Source organism: Hymenobacter lutimineralis (assembly GCF_008271285.1).
In the GTDB taxonomy this organism is placed as follows: Bacteria; Bacteroidota; Bacteroidia; order Cytophagales; family Hymenobacteraceae; genus Hymenobacter; species Hymenobacter lutimineralis.
The window spans coordinates 41,909-62,923 of the sequence record NZ_VTHL01000018.1; the positions used below are offsets into that span (position 1 = coordinate 41,909).

Genomic DNA, 21,015 nt, shown 5'->3' on the forward strand with positions numbered 1-21,015 from the left:
CGTCCCTTGCTCCTCCTTCTGCTGGCCGCTGCTGTCCTGTTCCCCGCGCGGGTTCAGGCCCAGTCGGTTCCCACCCAGTCGCTGGCGCAGGTGCTGGCGGAGATAGAGGCCCGTTACCCCTCCCTGGCGGCTTACCAGCGCCGGGCGCAGGGGTTGGAAGCGCGGGCCGCGGGGGCGCGCAGCCAGATGCCGCCCCAGGTAGGGGTGGGCGTAAGCCAGTTTCCGTACCGCACTGCCATCCTGAAGGAAATGGACTCGCCGGAAAACCAGGCCGGGGCGGTGTTCTCGGTGGAGCAGATGCTGACCAACCCCGCCAAGCTGCGGGCCCGGCGCGACCTGCTGCTCTCCCAGGTCCAGGTGGCACGCGCTGAGCAGCGATGGGAGCTCAACGAACTGCGCGCCATGGCCCGCATGGCCTACTTCCAGCGGTACGCGGCCGAGCATAAGCGGCAGGTGCTCACAGGGAGCCGCCGCACTCTGGCGCGCCTGGTGGCTCTCACCCGCGACCGGTACACCTACAACCAGGCGCCGCTGGGCACCCTCTACAAAGCGGAGGCCCAGCTTCAGGAGCTCGACAACACCGACGCGGCCCTGCTGGCCACCATTCGCGAAAGCAACATTACCCTGAACACCCTGCTGGGGAAGCCCCTGGAACAGGCGTTCCAGCTCGACACCACCCGGCTGCTGCGGCGGGAGTGGAGCGACACCACCGTGGCGCGGCGCAGCGACCTGGCCGCAGCCGAGGCCATGATTCAAACCACCCGGCTGGAGCGGCAACTCGCCGGGCTGGGGCGCAAGCCGGACTTCGGGGTGCGCTTCGAGCACATGCAGATGACGGCGGGCATGGCCAACCGCTACGCCCTGATGGGCATGGTCACGGTACCCGTCGTGCCCTGGTCGGCGCGCATGTACCGCTCGGAAACCCAGGCCCTGACCCTGCAGCTGGACGAGCTGCGCCTGCAGCAGCAGGCCCGGCAGCGGCAGGCCCGGCGGGCGGTGGCCGAAAAGCGCAGCCAGCTGCTGGCCGCCGGGCAGCAGCTGCAAAACTACCAGCAGCGCATCCTGCCGGCCTACCGCCGCACCTTCGAGGTGCAGCAGCTGGCCTACCGGCAAACTACCGGCAACCTGTTCGTGCTGCTGGACGCCTGGCAGATGCTGCTCATGAAGCAGATGGACTACTGGGACACTTACGAGCGGGCCCTGGGCCTGCAAGCCGCCTACGACTATGAAACCGAGCAGTAATTCCCTTTTCCGCGGCGGGACGCTGGGAGTGCTGGCCCTGCTGGTTGGCGCTTTGTACAACTGTGGTGGCACCGAGCCACCGCGCGCACTGCCAACACCCGCCACCGGACTGCCTCCCCATGCGGCCTACCTGGCGCAGTCGCCCAGCCGGCTGGTCGTGTCGGCCCAGTCCCTGGTCAGCCCCCTGGCGGCAGGCCCGGCCGATACCATTTCGCTGACCGGCTACGTGGCGCCCGACCCACGGCGGGAGCGACAGGTAGCGGCCCGCGTCGGCGGGCGGATAGAGCGACTGTACGCGCGTTATAACTACCAGTACGTGACCCAGGGACAGAAGCTGCTGGACCTGTATAGCCCCGAGCTGAACACGGCGCTGGCCGAATACCAGTACCTGCTCGCCCAGGGAAGCGACGCAGACCTAATTCGCCGGGCCCGCACCCGCCTGCTGCTGCTAGGTTTGTCGGCCGCTCAATTGACTTCCAGTGGCAAGGGACTCGTCCCCACCGTGCCCATCGTCAGCCCCTACGCGGGCTACGTGGTACCCGGGGAAGGAGCGGCTGCGGCGCCCATGCCCGCCCCTGGCGGCATGGCCAGCGGGGCGGGAATGGGGGGTGATGCCGGCATGGGCGAAGGACAGGCCCTGGCAGCGCCGGCCGTTCTGCCAGCGCCCGCCACGAGCCTGCTCCGCGAAGGTGACTACGTGGAGCGCGGGCAGCCGCTGCTGCGCATCAATGACCTGCGCCAGGTATGGGGCCTGCTGGCCGTGGAGGCCCGCTACGTGGCCCGGGTGCGGGCCGGCCAGCGCGTGCTCCTGCGCAGTGAGCTGGCCCCGGGGCAGGTTTTGGAAGGCCGGGTGGCCTACGTGGAGCCCGCCCTCGCTCCCAACCAGAAGCTGCTGCAGGTGCGCGTCTACCTGCCGAATCCGGAGGGGCATCTCAAAATCAACTCCCTGCTCACCGGCACCCTGGAAGCCCCGGCGCCGGCCGGCCTGCAGCTGCCTGCCGCCAGCGTGTACGACCTGGGGCGCCGCCGGCTGGTGTGGGTGTACCGCGGGCCCACGGCCGGCGGGCACCGACTGTTCGAGGCGCGCGCCGTGCGCACGGGGCCGTTGGGTGGCCCCATGGTGGCCATCCGGGGCGGGCTGGCACCGGGTGAAAAAGTGGCCCGCAATGCCGGATACCTCGTCGACAGTGAAAGCTTTATTGACCTGCAGCCATGAACGAAAGAATGCACCCTGGTGCCCGCTGCCTTCGGCGGGGAGCCCTTGGCCTCCTGCTGGGCCTGGGGCTGCTCAGCGCCTGCCAGCCCCGGACGACCGATTCAGCCGACCAGGGCAGCAAGAGTGCCGCGCCCCCCGCGGATGAGCCCGCGCACCAGCATGCCGGGTCGTCCTCCGTCGCCCCGGCTGAGGATACCCTGACCCTCGACGCTGGCCAGCAGGCGCGGGCCGGCCTGAAAATGGTGGTGGTAACGCCCCGCCCTCTCTTTGTCGGGCAGCAGGTGCTGGGCACGGTGGTGTCGGATGAAACCCAGACCGTAGTGGTCAGCGCCCGCGCGGCCGGGCGCCTGGACCATCTCTACGCGAACACCCCCGGGCAGCCGGTCCGGCGCGGGCAGCCTCTTTACGGGCTGTACAGCGAAACGCTGCTAGCCGATGCGCTGGAGTACCGGCGCACGTTGCGCGAGCGGGCGGAGGAGCCCAATGCCGGCGCCCCGTCCCTGCCGGCCAATGCGGCCCGTAAGCTGCGGCTGCAGGGCATAAGCGCCGCGCAGCTGGCCGCGCTGGCGTCAGCCCGGCAGCTGCCCGCCACCCTGCGTTTCGACTCCCCGGCCAGCGGCTACCTGGCGGAGCTGCTGGTGCGGGAGGGGCAGTACGTGACGCAGGGCACCCCGCTGCTGCGCATTACCAGCGCCGCCACGGTATGGGTCGAGGCCCAGCTCTACCCCACGGAGCTGACTGAGCTACGGCAGCTGGGCAGCGCGGTGGTGGCGCTGGAGGCCTATCCGGGGCAGACGTTCCCGGCCCGGCTCGTGGACGAGCGGCCCGCGCTGGCGGAAAACAGCCGAATTACCCTGGTCCGGCTGCGCGTGACCAACCCTGCGGGGCAGCTGCGCCCGGGGATGATGGCCACGGTCCAGCTGGGTTCGGCTGCCCGGCGCGGGCTGGCCGCTCCTTTCACGGCCCTGAACATCGGGACGATGACCACGGCCTGGGTGCAGACCGCCCCGAATGTGTTCGAGCGGCGCATGGTTCGCACCGGCCGCCGGGCCGGCAGCTACGTCGAGCTGCTCAGCGGCGTGCACGACGGGGAGCGGGTCGTGTCCTCCGGGGCCTACCTGCTGGAAAGCGAGCGGGAGCTGCGGCGGGGCAGCGGGAGCATGGCCAACATGCCCATGTAACCCGGCCCAAGGCAGCTGCTTAGAGAATCGGAGACACCCTAACCTCACTTTACTATGAAAAACATATTGTTAGCCCTGGCAGCAATTTTTGGGCTGTCCACCGGCTCCTGGGGCCAGACCGGGGCGATAGGTAGCGGCATCTACCGCTCGGCCGAAGACTTTCGCCAGCACCGCCTCACGCTGGCCGTGGACTGCAAGACGGCGACTCACAAATTGCGCCTGCACGAATTCAGCGGCAAGCGTTTTATGACGGTTAAGCATGGCGGGAAGGTGTACCAGCTGGCCAAAGACAGCCTGTTCGGGTTTCGCGACTGCGATGGGCGGGACTACCGCTTTGCCTCCAACTACGAGCACTACCCCATCCTGAATCCCGGAGAGGAAGTCCTGCTCTATAAGATTGAGCAGCCGACGGTGGGCAAGAACCCGGGCTTCGTACGGCTGTACTTCAGCTCGTCCGCGCAGGCCCCGGTGCAGCCCCTAACCCTGCTGACGCTGAAGCGCGCCTTTCCGGACAACCATGCGTTTCACGACCTGCTGGATGCACAGTTTCACGCGGGCGGGGACCTGACGATGTATGATACTTACCACCGCATGACCAAAATCAACTGGCTGCTGTGCCAGAGCCGGACGGACGGCGCTGGCCCTCACTAAACCCTACTTGCTGCCCGATGACATCAGGCCAAGCCTCGCCAGGCATACCTAATAGCGTTCAGAAGTACACTTCTGTGCATCTTAGTGGTTTCATTGGTTTACCCCGTTTTATGTCTGCTGCACTACCGCCACTTATCCAGCAATACAAAGCCGATTCCGAGTCCGTCTACAACACCTGGTTTATCAACAACGAGGAGCGCCTGAAGGCTTTTCGCTCCATCCGGCGCGGGGTGCAGCAGGTAGTCAAGGACATCAAAGCGGGCAGCTTCGGCAACGACTTTAAAGGCACCTCACTCGAATTCGTGCTCAGCGTCATTAGCGAGCAGAAGCAGGTGTTCCAGGGCGCGGCCCACCCCTTCTACTGGAAGCCCAAGCTGCGCATCCCCGACATCTACGAACACGAGGACAACAAGCGCGCCTTCGGGCAATTTCTGGAAAGCTGCCTGGCCGCCACCACCGAGCAGCAGCTGCTGCGCGAAATTGACATTCTGGACCGCCGCAAAATCAAGGGCCTCGGCCCGGCCGTTGCCAGCATACTGTATTTCCTGCACCCCACCCTGATGCCGCCCTGCAACACGGCCATCGTCAACGGCTTCAACGCGCTGTTCGGGGAGAAAATTAAGCTCGGCTCCTGGTCGGAATACCTGCGCATGCGCGACCGGCTGCGCGACCTCAACCAGGAACACCGCCAGCACCTGAGCCTCGACTACGGCGCGCTGAGCGGCCTGCTTTTCGACGTGGGCGTGAAGAAGATGATTGCCGGCGACCAGCAGTTTGCCACCGACGAGGACCGTGATAAGTACCAGCAGCAGGCCCAGAAGCGCCACAAGGAGGTGCAGACCGAGGCCCAGGAGGAAAACCAGCACACCGAGATGCAGCACCACCTGCTGCGCGTAGGCAAGGCCTTGGGCTGCGACGTAACCACGGCCATCAATGACCGCAACCGCCTCTGCGGCGGGCAGAAGCTCTCGTTTCTCTGCCTCGACCAGCACCCCGAGCTGCCCGTGCCCGCCGACGTGGCCAGCACCATCCGCCTGATTGACATCGTGTGGTTTGCCCCCGGCACTAGCCGGGTGGTGGCGGCCTTCGAGGTGGAGAAAAGCACCAGCATCTACAGCGGCATCCTGCGCCTGACGGACCTGGCGTTTTCCATGCCGGAGAACGAGACGGCCTTGTACTTGGTGGTGCCCGATGCCCGCGAGAAGGAGGTGCAGGCCCAGCTTTCGCGGCCTGCCATCCGGGCTGCGGGAGCGACCATCCACTACATCCTGTTTTCGGAGCTGCGGCAGCACTGCGAGGCGTTGTGCAAGTTTGGCGACTCGCCGGCCGCCATGCGCAAGATTGCGAAGGGCGTTTAGGAGGCCGGCCCAGCTACTTAGCAGCCATTTCGCCAGGCCACTAGAGCAACGTGCTGGTTGGCCCTTGCGCAGAGCATGGGGTTTTTAGCCCTTCCGGAAGTACTCGCTGGCAGCGAATCAGGCGCCCGCCCGGATGCGCAGTAATGGGCTTGGCAAGGGCGTACGTGGGGCTTGGCGGCCGGGGACAGCCGTGAAAAATAGCGTACTTTCTCCGCAGTGCCGTACTTGGAGCAATTCTGCCCGCCAGGTTGTTAATCGAGTCCCGGGAAATTCATTCCATGCAAGACCTTCAGAGTTACCTCCGCTACCTTGATACCGCCAGCGAAGATGTTCGGGACAACCACGCGCTAACGGCGCGGCTGGGCGAATTGGCTGTCCAGCTGGCGGAAGCGGGGGATGCCGACGGGGCCCGGTGGGCCCGGGTTGAACAGGAAGTACTGGCGGCCAGCAAGCAGCTGGATAGGGGCGTCGGCTACCAAATCAGCGGTACGCGCAAGGATGAGCAGGGCGTTGAGCACGAAGTGGGCTGGCCCGATACGTCCGGGTACGCCGAGCCCGAATACGCGTACGTGCGCCGGCGCTACCAGGAAACTCCGAATCTGTACTTGAAAAGCGAATACGGCTTGTTTCTGTACTTGCGCAAACACCTGCGCACCAACGAGCAGGTGCGGGAGCTGGCGGCCACCCTGTTTCAGTTGGGCGTGGGCTACGTCGAGAAGCACCGCGTCGGCGGAGAACGAACCCACTACGCCCTGCACGCTCTGGAGGCGCTGCGCAAGGCGTTTCAGCTGGCCAACACGCGAAAAAACGATGCTTCCGTGGCGCAGCTGCTGGGCGAAATCGTCCAATACCTGGTAGCGCTGCACACCACCTGGCCCCTGGACAACCGGGCTACGCTGCGGGTACTGAGCGCCATTACGGAGCTGTTCACGGAGTACTACCGCGCCCTGACCGCGCCTGAGCAGGCCGATGCCCTGCTGGAGCAGGACTGGCGTGGGGTGCAGCAACTGGCGCAAACCTACCGGCACGGGGCCATTGAGCTGGCCGCGGAAGCATCCGAGCTGGCCGGCAAAGCCGGACGCGAACGGGCGCGGTGGTCGTTTTTTCAGGCCCAGCAGCTCGAAGCCCTGGCCCAGGAGGCCGAGGTGCAGCACAACATGACCGCCGTGGCCTTCACCGAACGCGCCCTGCGCATTTACCGGCAGCTGAAGGACGAGGAGAACAGCCGGCGCTTGGAACTGGAATACCAGCGCTTGCGCACGCGCTTCGCCCTGACCCAGACCCGCACCCAGATGCCGGACGAAGCGACGCGGGCGCTGATGGAGTACATCGCGGAAGTCGTGCGGTCAAAAGACGCCCAGGGCATCATCGCCGAGCTGTGCCTGACCCCCATGTTTCACAGTCTGGACCGAGTCAGTGAGGCGGCCCAGGCCCAGCGGGACTCGTTCATGGACATGCTGCCCAAGAGTCTGGAGGACAAGCATGGCAACACGGTCCAAACCTTTTACACCGAAGAAGAAAAGGAGCAGTTCCAGTTTTTGAACACCTACAGCCTGCTGGCGCAGCTCTCCACCCAGACGCTGGTCAAACTGATGCTGGAAGCCTTTAAGGCCCGGAAGCTGACGGCCGATGCCGTGCAGGTGTTCCTGCAGCGCAGCTGGCTGGGCCAGCCCCGGCTGGTGGAGTCGAGCGGCCAGCAAACCCAGACCCAGCCGCTGCGCCTGGTCATGTCCGGGGTGCGCCTGCTGTTCCACGAGCTGGAAGCCTGGCGGCAAGACCCGGACTACGAGCCCGACTTTATCGCCAGCACGGATTCGCTTACCTTAAAAGTGGAGTACATTCTGCGCTACATCTGCGTGCAGCTGCGCCTGCCCACCTTCAAGATGCGCGAGAACACGGACGTAACCATGGAAAAGCTGCTGGATGAACTGCTGGCGGACCTGAAAGGGAAACTCGAAGAGGAAGACCGGTTCTTCATCAAGTTTTTCCTCAGTGAGAAGGCCGGCTATAACTTGCGCAACCGCGTGGCCCACGGCCTGATGGACGACGACGAGTACGGCGTCGAAAACGTCTTTCTCGTACTGACCATGATTTTAAAATTAGCCTCGTACGAATTTCGTGCGGTATAACTTCCTCCCATGGAACCCCAGGAATTAACCATGCGCAAGGCCATTGTCCGCAGCGGCTCGCCGTCGGTGAAGGGCATCGACATGTGGGCCATGGACGCGGACGAGTTCGTGCGCAACGAGCGCACCAACCGCAAGAGCGCCCGGGGGGTGAGCAACAAGTTCGCCCTGTTCATCACCTTGGAAACCTTGGCCACCAAAACCAGGCGGAACCCGGCCACGGGCCTGGGGCTGTTGATTCCCAAGCTGGCGGCTCAACTGGACTCGTTCCGGGCCCTGGCGGCGGATTGGGACACCTACGGCGCGCTGCCCATCGAGCCCGGCGCGCTCGAACGCGCCCGGCAGTTGTTGGAGGCGCTTTCCCTGCAGCTGGTGTACGCGCCGGCCGTGAGCGTGCACGTGTTTCCCATGCGCGACGGCGGCGTGCAGGTCGAACTGGACCGGGACGCGGCGTCCATGGAAATCGAGGTGCACCCCGACGGGACCGAGGACTACCTGCTCTTCACCCCGGACGGCACCGTCCTGGGCTCCTACCCGTCGCTGTTTGCGGCCCTGCGGCATTTTATCACGCCCCCGCCCCCGGCCAGCCGTACATGAGCGTGCACCAGATAACCCCCGAGGACGAGTTGCTTCGCCGCATCATCCTGCAGCCCCAGTTCTTTAAAATCACCCCGGACGGCGTGCGCCGACCCACCAGCGCGGCCTTCAAAATGCGCAGCGGCGAAGATGGCCTCTCGGTTGATATTCTGGGACTGACTTCGTTGGAGCAGGCCATTGCCAACCCAGCCACGCACACCGGCGCGCTGCTGCTGGCCAAAGTCCCGCTGGACCAGAGCTGCCCCTGCGTCCACGACCCGGTGGCCGGCAATCCGGCCCACGCGCTTATCAAAAACGTGACGCCGGCTTTGGCGAAGCTGTTTGCCGTCAATGCCCGCCTGCTGTAACCGGCCCGGTGTGATACCGCCGACCTCGTTGTAGGCTATTTCCGGCTTTCGACTTTAACAGGCGTGTGTTGCTAAGGTAGGCCTTGAGCCAATTCTGGCGATGGCTGTATTTATGTTGTGCAAACGCAACAAACGTGGTATATTTGGCCATCTTTGTTGCGTCTATACAACATGAATTGGTACTCCCTTTCCGACTTGGCCATCCTGCGCGAACTGGGCAGCAGCCTGCGCCAGATTCGGCTCAACCGCAACCAGTCCCAGCAGGCGGTAGCGGAGGCGGCCGGCATCGACCGGGCCACCTTGAGCCAGATTGAGCATGGCCGGCCCACCTCGCTGCTCACCTTCGTGCAGCTGCTGCGCACGCTGGAGCAGCTCGATTTGCTGGATACCCTGGTAACCAAAGCCGAAATCAGTCCCCTGGCCCTGGCCCGCCTCGCCAAAAAGCAGCGCCGCAACGCGTCGCCGGCTTCATCCACACCGCCCCCACCCCCGCCTGCTGAATGGTAGACCTCGCTTTTGTTCGCTTGTGGGGGCAGGAAGTCGGCGTCGTACGGTGGGATGCGGCCCGGTCGCTGGCCACGTTTGCCTACGACCCGGGCTTTGTCAAATCCGGCCTGAACGTGGCGCCGCTGCAGATGCCCCTGCCCACCCGCGCCGACCAGGTGTACGCGTTTCCGCGCCTGAACCCCGACACCTACCACGGCCTGCCCGGGCTGCTGGCCGATGCGCTGCCGGACCGGTTTGGAAACCAACTTATCGACGCTTGGCTGGCCACGCAGGGCCGCGCCCCCGCGGACTTCTCGCCGGTGGAGCGTCTGTGCTACATTGCCAACCGCGGCATGGGGGCGCTGGAGTTCGAGCCCCAGGTGGGCAACGTGGCCGGGGCGGGTGCCGAATCACTGGAAGTAGCCGCCCTGGTGGAGCTGGCGCAGCAGGTAGTGGGCCAGCGCGAGGCCTTCCACGTCAACCTGCGCGACGAGGCGGCCGAGGGGCTGGCGGCCCTGCTGGCCGTGGGTACCTCGGCGGGCGGGGCCCGGCCCAAGGCCATTATTGCCTTCAACGAGGAAAGCGGCGAAGTGCGCTCGGGCCAGGTGAAGGCCCCGCCCGGCTTCGGCTACTGGCTGCTCAAACTCGACGGGGTACGCGACCTGGCCCTGGCCGACCCCCAGGACTTTGGCCGGCTGGAGTACGCCTACTACCTCATGGCCACGGCCAGCGGCCTGCAGATGAGCGAGTGCCGCCTCTATACAGAAGGGCCGCGGGCCCACTTCATGACGCGGCGCTTTGACCGGACGCCTGAGGGAGAGAAACTGCACGCGCAGACCCTGTGCGCCCTGGCCCACTACGACTACAATCAGCCCGCCGCCTATTCCTACGAGCAGGCATTCCAGGTGATGCGCGACCTGCGGCTGCCCTACACGGCGGCCGAGCAGTTCTACCGGCGGATGGTGTTCAACGTGGTGGCCCGCAACCAAGACGACCACACCAAGAACATCTCGTTTTTGATGAACCAAGCGGGCCAGTGGCAGCTGGCGCCGGCCTACGATGTGGCCTACGCCTACCAGCCCGGCAACCGCTGGACCAGCCAGCACCAGCTGGCCCTGAACGGCAAGCGCGACGGCTTCACCCGCGCCGACCTGCGGGCGGTGGCCCGGGAAATGAACATCCGCGGGGCCGACGAACTCGTCGACGAGGTCGTGACGCACGTGGCGCAATGGCCGGAGTTTGCCGCTACGGCCGGCATGAGCGAGGAGCGCACCGCCGCCATTGGCCTCGCACACCGGCAACTCACGTAACTTAGGGGGGCCTGCTTCAAGGTCGTCGCCCGGAAGTCGTCTGGGTCGACCGTGGCCAGCGGCAGGGGAACGGCCAGGCCTGCCCCGTGGATGGGGTCGCCGGCCCAGGCGGCCAGGTCGGCCGCGCAAATCCAGCGCTGGCCGGTCTCATCCTGGTACGACGTTTTGCCGACCAGATACGCCTCCAGGTTGGCAAGCAACGCCGCCGGCACATTCGCCAGGGCCTGGTACGCGGCTTGGCTGGTGGTGTTCATGGAAAGCGAACTTGGGCATGGTGTTCCTGGTCACGAAAAGTAATCATCTGCTGTTGCTGGAGCCAAGCGTGGAAACGAACGGGGGCCTGCCCGCCCCACAGCCCCGCACACCCGGCGCATTCGCTCCGTCATAGCAGCAAACAGTAGCTGGCGAAAAGCCGCGGGGAATCAGCTATTGCTTTCCAGAATGAAAAATGGCCTACCCGAAATGAAATGCGCAACCATGTCTGTTGTCTGGGGGAGAAACCGGTGTTGGTTATAAGTAATTAATCACCATGTGATTGCATAAAAAAGCCCTGAACAGGCCATTGTTGGCGTGCGGTTGGAATACTTCCGGAAGCATGTTTTCCATCCCTTGTATGATTGCAGTGCCTTTCGTAGAAGGGTAGCCAGAAAAGGAAGCGGGGTCACCATCCATCCCTAAATGCGGCGCTTCGGCGTTGACGTTGTGCGTTAGAGACTGTGCCCCGTTTCCCGTTTTTGCCCGAAGACTGAACAGTATGGAGGGAGCACGGCCGGGCCCGCGCATCCCGTATTTGTGCAAGGATAGTTGCGGTAAAAACCTGCCTGGCAAGCTGCTTTCTCACGTTCCCACCTCCCGCCTATGCCCCTGCCATCTGCTACGCCCCTTAAATACGTCGTGGGCCTCGACATTGCCAAAGACAGCTTCGTGGCCTGCTTCGGTCGTATCGACCCTACGCAGCACCTGCACTTTGGCAAACCGGCCACCTTTGCCAACACCAGCACCGGCTTTGCCGAACTGCTGGCCTGGACTGCGCGCCAGCAAGCCAGCAGCGCCCCGCTCTGGTTCGTGGTCGAGGCCACGGGCGTGTATTACGAAGAGCTGGCCTACTTCCTGGCCGACCAGCAACAGGCCCTGAGCGTCTTGTTGCCCAACAAAGCCAGGCACTTCGCCCACAGCACCGAGCAGAAAAGCAAAACCGACCTGCTCGATGCCCGCCTGCTCTGCCGCCTGGGCCTGGAGCGGGTGCTGCCCGCCTGGCAGCCACCCACCCCGGCCCTGCGCCAGCTGCGGGCCCTCTCGCGCGAGCGCCACAGCCTGACGGGGCAGGGCGCGCGGCTCAAAATCCGCCGCCACGCCTACCAGCACAGCTACCAGCCCGATGCCCGGACCCTGGAACGCCTGCAGGCCCAGCAGCAACTCATTGACCAACAACTCAAAGCCGTCGATAAAGACCTGGCCGACCTGGTCAACGCCGAGCCGGAGCTGGCCCGTAAGCTGGCGCACCTGACGAGCGTGCCGGGCATCGGCCTGACCACGGCCATCGCCCTGGTGGCGGAGACCACGGGCTTCGCCCTGGTCGAAAACGAGCGCCAGCTCGCTTCCTACGCCGGCCTGGACGTGGTGCAGCGCCAAAGCGGCCTCTCGGCCGGGGCCACGCGCATCTCGCGTCGGGGCAACGTGCGCCTGCGCACGGCCCTGTACCTGCCCGCCGTGAGCAGCCTGCGCTACAATCCGCAGCAGATGGCCTTTTATGCCCGCCTGCGCAGTCGCCACCCCACCGGCAAGCCCGGTGTGATTGCTGTCATGCGCAAACTCTTGCTGCTCTGCTACTCGCTTTGGAAAAACGACCGGCCTTACGACCCGCACTATCATCCAGCCCACCAGCCGCAAAAAGAAGTAGCCCCGGCCGTGTAACGAACCGAGGCTACGCAGGATGAACCCGAAGGCCCTCCTTGAAAGAGCCCAAAGGTAAAAAAAACTTGCCCCACTATTTGCTTTTCATCACAGTATCTCACTTCAACAAGCCCGTTACCATGAACTATCCATTGTTGTGCTTGCTCGGCATGCTGGGCTGGCCGTCTAACAGTTCGGCGCAGCCTGCCCCCACCAGCGCCGGGTTGTACCGCTCCGCCGAGGACTTCCGTCAAAACCGCTTGACTCTGGAAACACCTGCCACGACTGCTTCCTTTCGCGTGCGCCTGCACGAGTGGCCCTTTCGCCCCTACCTCACCGTCGTTCACGGGGGGCGCAAAGACACGGTGCAGAAAGCGGCCGTGTATGGGTACCGCGACGCCGACGGCCGCACCTATCGATTGGTTCGTAATCAGCCGTTTCCTGTGCTCAACCCCACCGAAGCGGTGCTGCTTTACAAAGTAGAGCAGGCTCCTATGGGCAAGAACCCCGGCTTTGTGCGGTTGTACTTCAGCACCACGGCGGCCGCGCCCCTACAACCCCTGACCTTGCTGCACCTGAAACGGGCCTTTCCCACCAATTACCGCCTGCACGAACTGCTGGACGCGCATTTTCCGCCGGGCAGCGACCTGGCGGCCTGGGACAAGTTCCACGGCACAACGAAGCTCAACTGGCTGTTGCAGCGTAGCCAGGCCGTGGCCGATGCCCATTAGCGTTCAGGCCCGTTCAGAGCGCCGTCGCCACCCGGAACCGCGGCGGCGCGCCGTGTCCCCCGGGCTTATAGCGCCAGTTCGTTGTGAATAACGTCTTTGACACCCTCGGGCCCCTTGATGTTCAGCCACGCGGTACGGGTTTCGTCCTGAACGGCCAGCTCAAAGCGGAAAAAGCCGCAGCATTGCCGCTCGGTTTGAATGAAGGTCATCAACTCGGTGAGCATGGCATCGGTGCCGGAAAATTCGTAGGCAAAGCCATCGGCCAGTTCCTTTCTGTGCAGCACCTGGCGCTTAAGGCTGGCGAGCACCGTCTGCTGCCGGGCCCGCAGTTCCGGAGTGGTCAGCTTGCAAACCAATTCCGGCTGACCGGGTAAGGACGATGCGCTAGCGGAGGTCGGGGCCGGGTTCATGGGCGGAACTGGTTGGTGATTGGAGGCAGAAGAGCAACTGCCGCCCAGGCACATGGTCAGGCTGGCGGCGAGGAATACGCACAGGCGGTTCATAGGTAGAAATGAAAATGATGGTGTAAACTTAAACCCTGGAGTATGCTCCAGGGTCAAGCATTATCTTCTAACTTTTTGACTGCCATGCTCATCAGCGTATTATCCCAGCGTGCCGGCCTGTCTCGGGACACCATTCGCTACTACGAGCGTGAGGGCCTCATCTCCGTGGGCCGGAAGGAGCGCCAGCCCAATAACTACAAAGACTACTCCGAGGCAATGCTGCGGCGGCTATTGGCCGTCAAAAGCCTGAAAGGGTTTGGCTTCACCCTGCGCGAGATTCAGCAGCTGATTGACTGGTGGGATGCCGACCTGTTCAACTGCCCCGAAGGCAAGGAGCAGGTTCAGCAGAAAATCGGGGTCATCGACGAGAAGATTGCGCAACTGCAGGCCGTGCGCCTGCGCCTGGAAGCTTCCATTTCCAACTGTCCCGACGACTGCGCCATTCAAAGCACCCTGCAGCAGCTATAGCCCAGCCCATTAGCGGCTACTTACGGGGCCAGAACAGAATGATACTGACGCCGGCCATGACGACCAGCCCACCAATCAAGTCCAGGCGGTCGGGCTTGAAGCCGTCGAAGTACCAGGCCCAAGCAATGGACATGACGATGAAAATAGCTCCGTACACGGCGTAGGTTTTGCCGAACGAAGTGACTTGCCAAGTGGCCACGATGCCGTAGAGGACCAGCAGGATGGAACCCACGATGCCCCACCATAGGGGCTTGCCCGAGCGCAGCCACTGCCACACCAAGTAGCCCCCGCCAATCTCAAACAGGCCGGCGAGCGCAAATAGCCCGAGGGCTTTAAAAATGGCAACCATGGTGAATAGGATGGAGAAAATAGGGATGCAAGTTCAACAAAAAAGCCAGTTCCTTAACAGGAGGCTGGCTTTTGCATATCTGGCTGGTTCATCGGTTCCGGGGTATTTATACCAGCAAAGCAAAGCCACTAACTTGTGTTTTAGCGTTTGCTTAAATACGAAAGCACTACCTTCGCTAAAATTCCTCTCATGACTGCTTCCTCCTGCATCCGGGTCTTTGCTGACACTGCCCATATTAAAGCGTGCCAACAGCGCCTGACGGCCGTAGCGCCGGCCCTGGCCGCGCTCGCCGCGGTGCTGAGCCTAGCTGGTAACGAAGTGCGCCTGAAGATGCTGTTTCTGCTGGCCCAGGAGCAGCAGCTGTGCGTGTGCGACTTGGCCGACGTGCTCCAGATGAACGTGTCGGCCATTTCTCAGCACTTGCGCAAGCTCAAGGACGGGGGCATGATTCAGGCCCGCAAAGTGGGTCAAACCGTGTTTTACTCGCTAACCCCCGCCCAGCGGCCCTTGGTGCAGTCGCTGCTGCCCGCGTCCACAGCTGCTGAGCCCATCCCCGCCCAATGAAAGCCACACCTTCCTCCCCCACCAAGCCCCTCGCCGGAGCAGGCCTGCTGGCTGCCTTGGCGGCCTCCCTGTGCTGCATCACGCCCTTGCTGGCCATTGTGGGCGGCCTGAGCGGCGTGGCCACCGCGTTTGCCTGGCTGGAGCCCCTGCGTCCCTATTTGGTGGCCCTGACCGTGGGGGTGCTGGGCTTTGCCTGGTATCAGCAGCTTCGGCCTCGGGTGGCCGCGGCGGCCGATGATTGCGGCTGCCCCGTGCCGGCCCAGCCTTCGCTGATGCAGTCGCGCGGCTTTTTAGCCACCACCACGGCCCTGGCCGGGCTGCTGCTGGCCTTTCCCTACTACGGGGCCCGGTTGTACCCGTCGGCGGTGCCCAAGCCGGTGGCGGCCACCCGAGCCGCCCCGGTGTGGCAGACGAGCTCCTACCGCATCGGGGGCATGACCTGCGAGGCCTGCGCCCGCCACGTCGAGCACGACGTGCAACAGCTGCCGGGCGTGCAAAGCGTGCAGGTGTCCTATGATAAAGGCACGGCTCTGGTTCGCTTCAATGCTGCCGTGACGCCCGCGGCCCAGGTGGAGCAGGCCATTAACGGCACCGGCTACCCAGTGCTGAACCCTACCCCATTCCGTAAATCGGCCCGGCTATGATTCCCCTGACGCCTGATACCCCCAAGCCACCGGTTACGCTGACCTCGGTGCTCACCTGCCCGGTCTGCCAGCACGCGCAAGCCGAACGGATGCCCACCGATGCCTGTCAGTGGTTTTACGAGTGCACCAGCTGCCACACCGTGCTCAAGCCCCTGGCCGGCGACTGCTGCGTGTTCTGCTCCTACGGCACGGTCCCTTGCCCACCCATTCAGGAGCAGGGCAAAGGCGCTTGTGGCTGCTGCTAGCTACCTTCCCTTATTCACCCTTTTACCTTTCTTGTTTCATGAAAAACCTCCTGCTTGCCCTGACCCTGCTGGCCACTATTGGCAGCGTTTCCGCCAACGACGGCAAACCCGGCAAAAAGAACAAAAAAGCACCCAAGGAAACCACCATGCAGTGCTCCAAAGACGAGAAGCCCGGCGCCAGCTGCTGCGCCAGGAAGCCCACTGCGGCTGCCATCGTAACGACGGCAGTCCCGGAAGCAGCCAAAAAGTAAGCATGCTTTCTAGCGGCGCACAAGCGGCCGCTTAAAGTCCGAAAAAGCGCCGGACTCCCGTAGTCAGGCGCTTTTTCATTTACCATAATTCGTGAAAAGTTGCTGGCCCGCCACGCAGCAATTACGCGGCCGTCGCCACCGTTTTGCCCTTGTACCAGCGGCGGCGGAACCAGAAGGCCACGTTCACCAGCGCAATCAGCGCCGGCACCTCAATGAGCGGCCCAATCACGCCCGCAAACGCCTGGCCCGAGTTGAGCCCAAACACCCCGATGGCCACCGCAATGGCCAGCTCGAAGTTGTTGCCCGTCGCCGTAAAAGCAATGCTGGCATTCTCGGCGTAGTCGGCTCCCAGGTACTTGCCGGCTGCGAAGCTGAGCACGAACATGATGCCGAAGTACAGGGCCAGCGGCAGGGCAATGCGCAGCACGTCCAGCGGCACGTGCACAATGGCTTCCCCCTTCAAACTGAACATCACCACGATGGTGAGCAGCAGCGCCACCAGCGTAATCGGGCTGATGGCCGGGATAAAGACCGTTTCATACCATTCGTTGCCTTTCAGGCGCCGCAGCACCAGGCGCGAGAGAAAGCCCGCCGCAAACGGAATGCCTAGGTAGACCAGCACGCTCTGCGCAATGTCCCCAATGCCAATGTTTACCGCGTACCCTCTCAACCCAAAATACGGCGGCAGCACCGTGATGAACAGCCAGGCCAGCACCGAGTAAAACAGCACCTGAAAGATGGAATTCAGCGCCACCAGCCCAGCCGCGTACTCGCGGGAGCCGTCGGCCAGGTCGTTCCACACCAGCACCATGGCAATGCAGCGGGCAAGGCCGATGAGAATCAGGCCCATCATGTACTCCGGCTTATCGGGCAGCAGCCAGATGGCCAGAAAGAACATGAGCAGGGGACCCAGTATCCAGTTCAGAAACAAGGACAGCCCGATGATGCGCGTGTTCTTAAACACCGTGGGCAGTTGCTCGTACTTTACCTTCGCCAGCGGCGGGTACATCATCAGGATGAGGCCCAGGGCCAGCGGCACGTTCACCGTGCCAACCGAAAAGTAGTTGATGGCCCCGTTGATGCCCGGCACCAGATAACCCAGGGCCACGCCCAGCGCCATGGCCAGGAATATCCAGAGCGTGAGCCCCCGGTCCAGGCCGGAGAGTTTCTTTTCCGCCAGTGCGGCCGGCGCCGGCGCGGCGGGCAGGGATTGATTCAACGTCGTCATCGAAATAGTTGAGTTAAGCGACCCCGACGGTCGGGCTGCGCCGTTCCATCTGCACCGTGTTGCGCCACACGCCGTGGTGCTGGCCGATTCGTTCGCGGTGCCCAATCACCCGGAACCCCGCCTGCGTGTGTAGGCCGATGCTGGCTTTGTTTTCCTCAAACGTGCCGGCCTGCAGCGTCCAGATGCCGTGGGCTTCCGAGTCGGCAATCAGGGCCTGCAGCAGTTGCCGGCCCACGCCCTGGCCCCGCGCTAAGGCCGCGATGTAGATGCTGATTTCGGCCACCCCGCCGTACACGCAGCGGCTGGACACCGGCGAGAGCGCCGCCCAGCCCAGCACCGTGCGGGCCTCGTCCACCGCCACCAGCCGGCTGTGGCCCAGGTGGGCCTTATCCCAAGCCTCCCAAGCGGGCGCCTGCGTTTCAAACGTGGCATTGCCCGTGGCCATGCCTGCTTCGTAAATGGTCTTAACCGCCGGCCAGTGGGCTTCCAGAAGTGGTTGAAGGGTCATGTCTATTTCCGTTTAGTAAGCCTTGCGCAGCATGTCGGCGTACTCATTTGGCAGCGGCGAAGCCTCCACCGCCTGCGCGGCTTTCTCCACGTCGTAGGCCACCCGCACCAACTCTGAGCGCACGCTGGCCGGGTCGGTGAGCTTCGTGTTCTCGTCGAGGTGCAGCAGCTGGTAGGCCGCCCGCGGGTCGCCGTCTTTCGGCTTGCCCACCGAGCCGATGTTGAGCGCGTGCCGGTAGCGGGTCTCGCCCTCATGCTCGTAGGCAAACGTGCGGTGATACGGCTTGTGGGTATGGCCAAACAGCATAATATCGGCTTGCGCTTCCTGCAGGATGCGTAAAAAGCTTGCCTCCGGCCGGTCCTCGAACAGGTACTCGTTGATTTTTCGCGGCGAGCCGTGCACCATCAGCAGGCTCAGCGTGCAGGGCTCTTCCTGAAAGTCCAGGCGCATGTGCTTGGGCAGGTAGCGCAAGTAGCGCCGCTCGTCTTTCCTCACCACCTGGTTGGTAAAGGCAATGCTTTGCGCGCCCAGGTCTTTTTCGGTGTCGGTTTTATAGGCGCAGCCGCAATTCTCGCTGGCCAGCCCGATGCCTTGGTCGTAGTTGCCGGCCAGCGTCGGGATGCCCCGCCGCCGCACCTCGTTCACGACTTCGTTGGGCCAGGGCGCGTAGCCCACCAAATCACCCAGGCAGAAAATCATGTCGGGCCGGCGCTGCTCCATATCGGCCAGCACCGCTTCCAGCGCCGGCAGGTTGCCGTGTACGTCGGAGAAAAAGGCAATCGTCATCGGAATGGGAAGGTCAGGAAGTGAAAGGTGAAATCAGCAAAACGGCGCCACCCAGGAGAGCAGCGCCGTGCTGGGTGCTTAGCAGCACCCGCCGCCGGGAGCGCAGCCCGCTACCTGCAGCTGGGGCAGGGCGAAGGCGGCGTCTGGAATGCCGCAGGCATGCTGGGCAAGGCAGGCGGTCTGCTTTTGGGTCAGCACGAAGTCGTTGCCGTCGCGCGTCAGCCCGAACTTGCCGATGGTGGCCTGCTGGTACTCCACTTCAATCTCCAAGTCTTCGCTGCCCAGAATGCGCTGCGACAGGTCCAGGATGTGCAGGAATTTCTGCGGGGCCAGGCGGTGGTCATAGTCGCCGGCTTCCCAAAGCTGGAAGTTGGCCACGGTTTCCCGGCGCTCGACGCCGCCGCAGTCGATGAAGTGTTTGCTCACCAGGCCCACTTCGGTCACGTGGAAGTGCGCGGGCAGGTACTCGCCGGTGGGCAGGCGGAAATTGACGGCTTCTACTTCGGCCAGGGCCTGCTTGATTTCAGAGATTTTCATGGCTTGCTTGGGTAAATGAGGTGGTAAATGTTGGATGGGCTTAGCAGGCGCAGGCATCGTCCGGGCCGCAGGCTGACCCAGTGGTTGCTTCCAGAAAGAAGGCCGTAAATTGCTGGTGCACCCGTTGCAAAAGCTCGGTATTAAGGCAGTAGCAGACCGTGAGGCCGTCGATTTCACCGCGAATCAGGTCCAGCGCCTTGAGCTCCTGCAGGTGCTGCGAAACGGTGGTGCGCGAGAGCGGCAACTCGGCGGCGATGTCGCCGGAGATACAGGTCTGCTTGGATGCCAGGAACTGGATGATGGCCACCCGAGCCGGGTGCGCCAGGGCTTTGGCCACGCGGGCCAGCTGCTGTTGCTCCTGGGTGAAGGCGGTGGTTTTGGCGTAGGTCAACGGGAAGGCTATGAAGTATGTCGCAAATATACGACATACTATGACGCCTGTTTACGACAGGCAATGTTTTTTTGCAGTAGCTTCTTTCTCCTCCCCTATCATATGAGGAGGTGCACTAATCAGCCTTAGCCGGATGCAGGCGCCGGCGCCACGCTGCGCTTGGGCCAGCGGACGGCCACCTTTGGCTCGCTGGGGGTAAACAGTAAAGCTGGTCGCGCGGGGCAGCCCAGGCTGCAGGCTTACGGCGAGGTGCAGGCCGAGGGCCGCCTGGTGGGCTACAATGCCACGCTGCAAGGCGGCTTGCTAAACCATCGCAATCCCTACGTGCTGCCCGCCTCCGCCATCCGCCGAACTATTGTGGTCACCAGTACTGGGACCGTGGGGCTAGGCTACGCCGGCCTGCGGCTGGAAGCTTTACCGACGTGGATTTCGCCCGAGTTTACCGGGTCGCGCACCCACCGCTGGAACACACTTGGAATACTGGTGGCCTTCTGATTCCAAACGTGGGCAACCCCGGGCAGCACCGCACTGGCCTGCTGCTCGTTGAGATAGACAGAGGAGTAGCCCGCCCCGGACTTGTGCACGAACAGGCCCGCCCCGCCCTTGAGCGTATCGATAATCGGCTCATACAATTCCAGAGGAAGGGCCGGGCAGCCCTGGCTGCGGCCGAGGCGGCCATTTTGCCTGATAAAGGCCTCGCTAACGTAGTCGGCACCGTGCACCACGATGGCACGGGCCGCGGCCTGGTCGTTAAAACCCGGGTCCAGGCCGTTCAGGCGCAGGGAACGGCCGTGCTTACCGACGTACTCCTGGCCGGTTACGTAGAAGCCCAGGCTGCTGGCATTGCTCCCGTTAAGGTTGGAAAACCGGGTAGCTTCGAGCTGGCCGGAGTTGGTGCCGTGCGCCACCAGCGAGCGGTACAGCACCTGATTGGCGACTAGGTCCAGCACCCACAGGCGCTTCTCAGTGGAGGGCAAGTCAAAATCAATCACGGCTAGGCGCTGCTGCCGGGCGGGTACCTTGCCCTGCTGACGCAGGTTCAGAAAGCCGGTCAACGCCTGCTCAAACACGGCGAAGCGCAGGCCCTGCTGCTCAGCCCCCAGGCTGGCGTAGCGCGCCCGCAACTGCGCGTCAAACCCAGCCACATGCCCGGAAGTCAGAATCAGGGTAGGTGCCGGCCGTGGCCGGGGTAGCGGATGCTCCGGTCGCGCCACGGACGTCAGGACGGGGCCAGCCAGCGGCGTAGCCAGAAACAACGCCAACAGGAAGGGCAGAGCCCAGCGGGCAGCGGGCCGGGGTCCGTCGCGCCGCCGCAGGCGATGAACAACGCTAAGCTTTTCCATAGCAGTCGGGTTAACCGGGAAGTATATCCCAGTGCCCTAATTCAAAAAGCGCACCACTGT

General features: G+C 63.6%; 26 protein-coding genes. 18 read left to right on the forward strand and 8 right to left on the reverse strand.

Annotated elements, in window-relative coordinates:
- Positions 1–6 precede the first annotated feature (6 nt).
- From FY528_RS15620 to FY528_RS15675, 12 genes are all read left to right on the forward strand, one after another.
- Positions 7–1,242, forward strand: a complete 1,236-nt coding sequence (locus FY528_RS15620) for a TolC family protein (protein ID WP_187632147.1) — start codon at positions 7–9, stop codon at positions 1,240–1,242.
- Entirely contained in the window at positions 1,226–2,458 is a 1,233-nt protein-coding gene (locus FY528_RS15625) for an efflux RND transporter periplasmic adaptor subunit (RefSeq protein WP_149071966.1), read from the forward strand. Before FY528_RS15620 ends, FY528_RS15625 begins: the two co-directional genes overlap by 17 nt.
- Positions 2,455–3,639: an efflux RND transporter periplasmic adaptor subunit gene (locus FY528_RS15630; RefSeq protein WP_149071967.1), complete on the forward strand. Its 1,185-nt coding sequence runs from the start codon at positions 2,455–2,457 to the stop codon at positions 3,637–3,639. The genes FY528_RS15625 and FY528_RS15630 overlap by 4 nt, the downstream gene beginning before the upstream one ends.
- A gap of 54 nt (positions 3,640–3,693) precedes the next feature.
- A complete protein-coding gene (locus FY528_RS15635; protein ID WP_149071968.1) occupies positions 3,694–4,290 on the forward strand; it encodes a hypothetical protein in 597 nt (198 codons plus the stop codon).
- Between the two features lie 110 nt (positions 4,291–4,400).
- A complete protein-coding gene (locus FY528_RS15640; protein WP_149071969.1) occupies positions 4,401–5,648 on the forward strand; it encodes a type II restriction enzyme NmeDI-related protein in 1,248 nt (415 codons plus the stop codon).
- 278 nt (positions 5,649–5,926) lie between these two features.
- Entirely contained in the window at positions 5,927–7,777 is a 1,851-nt protein-coding gene (locus tag FY528_RS15645; RefSeq protein WP_149071970.1) for a DUF4209 domain-containing protein, read from the forward strand.
- 9 nt (positions 7,778–7,786) lie between these two features.
- Complete coding sequence (locus FY528_RS15650) at positions 7,787–8,371, forward strand: hypothetical protein (protein ID WP_149071971.1); 585 nt, start codon at positions 7,787–7,789, stop codon at positions 8,369–8,371.
- A 2-nt stretch (positions 8,372–8,373) separates the two neighbouring features.
- Entirely contained in the window at positions 8,374–8,718 is a 345-nt protein-coding gene (locus FY528_RS15655) for a hypothetical protein (protein WP_149071972.1), read from the forward strand.
- Positions 8,719–8,889: 171 nt separating this feature from the next.
- Positions 8,890–9,225: a helix-turn-helix transcriptional regulator gene (locus tag FY528_RS15660; protein WP_129919142.1), complete on the forward strand. Its 336-nt coding sequence runs from the start codon at positions 8,890–8,892 to the stop codon at positions 9,223–9,225.
- Positions 9,219–10,514, forward strand: coding sequence for a type II toxin-antitoxin system HipA family toxin (locus FY528_RS15665; protein ID WP_149071973.1), 1,296 nt, complete (start codon positions 9,219–9,221; stop codon positions 10,512–10,514). Before FY528_RS15660 ends, FY528_RS15665 begins: the two co-directional genes overlap by 7 nt.
- A gap of 858 nt (positions 10,515–11,372) precedes the next feature.
- On the forward strand, positions 11,373–12,428 hold the full coding sequence (locus FY528_RS15670; protein ID WP_149071974.1) for an IS110 family RNA-guided transposase: 1,056 nt from the start codon (positions 11,373–11,375) through the stop codon (positions 12,426–12,428).
- Between the two features lie 119 nt (positions 12,429–12,547).
- Positions 12,548–13,138: a hypothetical protein gene (locus tag FY528_RS15675; protein ID WP_149071975.1), complete on the forward strand. Its 591-nt coding sequence runs from the start codon at positions 12,548–12,550 to the stop codon at positions 13,136–13,138.
- A gap of 65 nt (positions 13,139–13,203) precedes the next feature.
- Here FY528_RS15675 and FY528_RS15680 read toward each other — a convergent pair whose 3' ends face one another.
- A complete protein-coding gene (locus FY528_RS15680; protein WP_149071976.1) occupies positions 13,204–13,641 on the reverse strand; it encodes a hypothetical protein in 438 nt (145 codons plus the stop codon).
- Between the two features lie 84 nt (positions 13,642–13,725).
- On the opposite strand from FY528_RS15680, the gene FY528_RS15685 reads away from it, so the two are divergent.
- The gene (locus FY528_RS15685) at positions 13,726–14,109 is read left to right on the forward strand and encodes a MerR family transcriptional regulator (protein ID WP_262384024.1); all 384 of its coding nucleotides are present in this window, start codon (positions 13,726–13,728) and stop codon (positions 14,107–14,109) included.
- A gap of 16 nt (positions 14,110–14,125) precedes the next feature.
- Here FY528_RS15685 and FY528_RS15690 read toward each other — a convergent pair whose 3' ends face one another.
- Entirely contained in the window at positions 14,126–14,458 is a 333-nt protein-coding gene (locus FY528_RS15690) for a YnfA family protein (protein WP_149071978.1), read from the reverse strand.
- 189 nt (positions 14,459–14,647) lie between these two features.
- Between FY528_RS15690 and FY528_RS15695 the strand changes: the two genes are divergently transcribed.
- Genes FY528_RS15695 through FY528_RS15710 form a run of 4 tightly spaced genes read left to right on the forward strand, consistent with a single transcriptional unit; the run spans position 14,648 to position 16,162 of the window.
- On the forward strand, positions 14,648–15,022 hold the full coding sequence (locus FY528_RS15695) for an ArsR/SmtB family transcription factor (RefSeq protein ID WP_149071979.1): 375 nt from the start codon (positions 14,648–14,650) through the stop codon (positions 15,020–15,022).
- Positions 15,019–15,666: a mercuric transport protein MerTP gene (gene merTP, locus FY528_RS15700; RefSeq protein ID WP_149071980.1), complete on the forward strand. Its 648-nt coding sequence runs from the start codon at positions 15,019–15,021 to the stop codon at positions 15,664–15,666. Before FY528_RS15695 ends, merTP begins: the two co-directional genes overlap by 4 nt.
- Entirely contained in the window at positions 15,663–15,911 is a 249-nt protein-coding gene (locus tag FY528_RS15705; protein ID WP_149071981.1) for a GDCCVxC domain-containing (seleno)protein, read from the forward strand. The genes merTP and FY528_RS15705 overlap by 4 nt, the downstream gene beginning before the upstream one ends.
- A 38-nt stretch (positions 15,912–15,949) precedes the next feature.
- Complete coding sequence (locus tag FY528_RS15710; RefSeq protein ID WP_149071982.1) at positions 15,950–16,162, forward strand: hypothetical protein; 213 nt, start codon at positions 15,950–15,952, stop codon at positions 16,160–16,162.
- A gap of 121 nt (positions 16,163–16,283) precedes the next feature.
- On the opposite strand, the gene arsB is transcribed toward FY528_RS15710, so the two are convergent.
- From arsB to FY528_RS15735, 5 genes are all read right to left on the reverse strand, one after another.
- The gene (arsB, locus tag FY528_RS15715) at positions 16,284–17,390 is read right to left on the reverse strand and encodes an ACR3 family arsenite efflux transporter (protein ID WP_149071983.1); all 1,107 of its coding nucleotides are present in this window, start codon (positions 17,388–17,390) and stop codon (positions 16,284–16,286) included.
- 13 nt (positions 17,391–17,403) lie between these two features.
- Positions 17,404–17,898 carry a GNAT family N-acetyltransferase gene (locus tag FY528_RS15720; RefSeq protein ID WP_149071984.1) on the reverse strand — a complete coding sequence of 165 codons (495 nt, stop codon included), beginning with the start codon at positions 17,896–17,898 and terminating at the stop codon, positions 17,404–17,406.
- Positions 17,899–17,910: 12 nt separating this feature from the next.
- On the reverse strand, positions 17,911–18,684 hold the full coding sequence (locus FY528_RS15725; RefSeq protein WP_149071985.1) for a metallophosphoesterase family protein: 774 nt from the start codon (positions 18,682–18,684) through the stop codon (positions 17,911–17,913).
- Positions 18,685–18,762: 78 nt separating this feature from the next.
- Positions 18,763–19,221 (reverse strand): DUF6428 family protein, encoded by a 459-nt coding sequence (locus FY528_RS15730; RefSeq protein WP_149071986.1) that lies wholly within the window; start codon positions 19,219–19,221, stop codon positions 18,763–18,765.
- Between the two features lie 40 nt (positions 19,222–19,261).
- The gene (locus FY528_RS15735) at positions 19,262–19,612 is read right to left on the reverse strand and encodes an ArsR/SmtB family transcription factor (RefSeq protein ID WP_149071987.1); all 351 of its coding nucleotides are present in this window, start codon (positions 19,610–19,612) and stop codon (positions 19,262–19,264) included.
- Positions 19,613–19,771: 159 nt separating this feature from the next.
- On the opposite strand from FY528_RS15735, the gene FY528_RS21835 reads away from it, so the two are divergent.
- Complete coding sequence (locus FY528_RS21835; protein ID WP_187632150.1) at positions 19,772–20,107, forward strand: lipid A-modifier LpxR family protein; 336 nt, start codon at positions 19,772–19,774, stop codon at positions 20,105–20,107.
- On the opposite strand, the gene FY528_RS15745 is transcribed toward FY528_RS21835, so the two are convergent.
- A complete protein-coding gene (locus FY528_RS15745) occupies positions 20,002–20,955 on the reverse strand; it encodes a murein L,D-transpeptidase catalytic domain family protein (RefSeq protein ID WP_149071988.1) in 954 nt (317 codons plus the stop codon). The genes FY528_RS21835 and FY528_RS15745 overlap by 106 nt on opposite strands.
- Positions 20,956–21,015 lie beyond the last annotated feature (60 nt).

Coding starts and splice junctions, on each gene's coding strand:
- FY528_RS15625 (WP_149071966.1), top strand. CDS start 1,226: ATGAAACCGAGCAGTAATTCCCTTTTCCGCGGCGGGACGCTGGGAGTG.
- FY528_RS15630 (WP_149071967.1), top strand. CDS start 2,455: ATGAACGAAAGAATGCACCCTGGTGCCCGCTGCCTTCGGCGGGGAGCC.
- FY528_RS15635 (WP_149071968.1), top strand. CDS start 3,694: ATGAAAAACATATTGTTAGCCCTGGCAGCAATTTTTGGGCTGTCCACC.
- FY528_RS15640 (WP_149071969.1), top strand. CDS start 4,401: ATGTCTGCTGCACTACCGCCACTTATCCAGCAATACAAAGCCGATTCC.
- FY528_RS15645 (WP_149071970.1), top strand. CDS start 5,927: ATGCAAGACCTTCAGAGTTACCTCCGCTACCTTGATACCGCCAGCGAA.
- FY528_RS15650 (WP_149071971.1), top strand. CDS start 7,787: ATGGAACCCCAGGAATTAACCATGCGCAAGGCCATTGTCCGCAGCGGC.
- FY528_RS15660 (WP_129919142.1), top strand. CDS start 8,890: ATGAATTGGTACTCCCTTTCCGACTTGGCCATCCTGCGCGAACTGGGC.
- FY528_RS15665 (WP_149071973.1), top strand. CDS start 9,219: ATGGTAGACCTCGCTTTTGTTCGCTTGTGGGGGCAGGAAGTCGGCGTC.
- FY528_RS15670 (WP_149071974.1), top strand. CDS start 11,373: ATGCCCCTGCCATCTGCTACGCCCCTTAAATACGTCGTGGGCCTCGAC.
- FY528_RS15675 (WP_149071975.1), top strand. CDS start 12,548: ATGAACTATCCATTGTTGTGCTTGCTCGGCATGCTGGGCTGGCCGTCT.
- FY528_RS15680 (WP_149071976.1), bottom strand. CDS start 13,641: ATGAACCGCCTGTGCGTATTCCTCGCCGCCAGCCTGACCATGTGCCTG.
- FY528_RS15685 (WP_262384024.1), top strand. CDS start 13,726: ATGCTCATCAGCGTATTATCCCAGCGTGCCGGCCTGTCTCGGGACACC.
- FY528_RS15690 (WP_149071978.1), bottom strand. CDS start 14,458: ATGGTTGCCATTTTTAAAGCCCTCGGGCTATTTGCGCTCGCCGGCCTG.
- FY528_RS15695 (WP_149071979.1), top strand. CDS start 14,648: ATGACTGCTTCCTCCTGCATCCGGGTCTTTGCTGACACTGCCCATATT.
- merTP (WP_149071980.1), top strand. CDS start 15,019: ATGAAAGCCACACCTTCCTCCCCCACCAAGCCCCTCGCCGGAGCAGGC.
- FY528_RS15705 (WP_149071981.1), top strand. CDS start 15,663: ATGATTCCCCTGACGCCTGATACCCCCAAGCCACCGGTTACGCTGACC.
- FY528_RS15710 (WP_149071982.1), top strand. CDS start 15,950: ATGAAAAACCTCCTGCTTGCCCTGACCCTGCTGGCCACTATTGGCAGC.
- arsB (WP_149071983.1), bottom strand. CDS start 17,390: ATGACGACGTTGAATCAATCCCTGCCCGCCGCGCCGGCGCCGGCCGCA.
- FY528_RS15720 (WP_149071984.1), bottom strand. CDS start 17,898: ATGACCCTTCAACCACTTCTGGAAGCCCACTGGCCGGCGGTTAAGACC.
- FY528_RS15725 (WP_149071985.1), bottom strand. CDS start 18,684: ATGACGATTGCCTTTTTCTCCGACGTACACGGCAACCTGCCGGCGCTG.
- FY528_RS15730 (WP_149071986.1), bottom strand. CDS start 19,221: ATGAAAATCTCTGAAATCAAGCAGGCCCTGGCCGAAGTAGAAGCCGTC.
- FY528_RS15745 (WP_149071988.1), bottom strand. CDS start 20,955: ATGGAAAAGCTTAGCGTTGTTCATCGCCTGCGGCGGCGCGACGGACCC.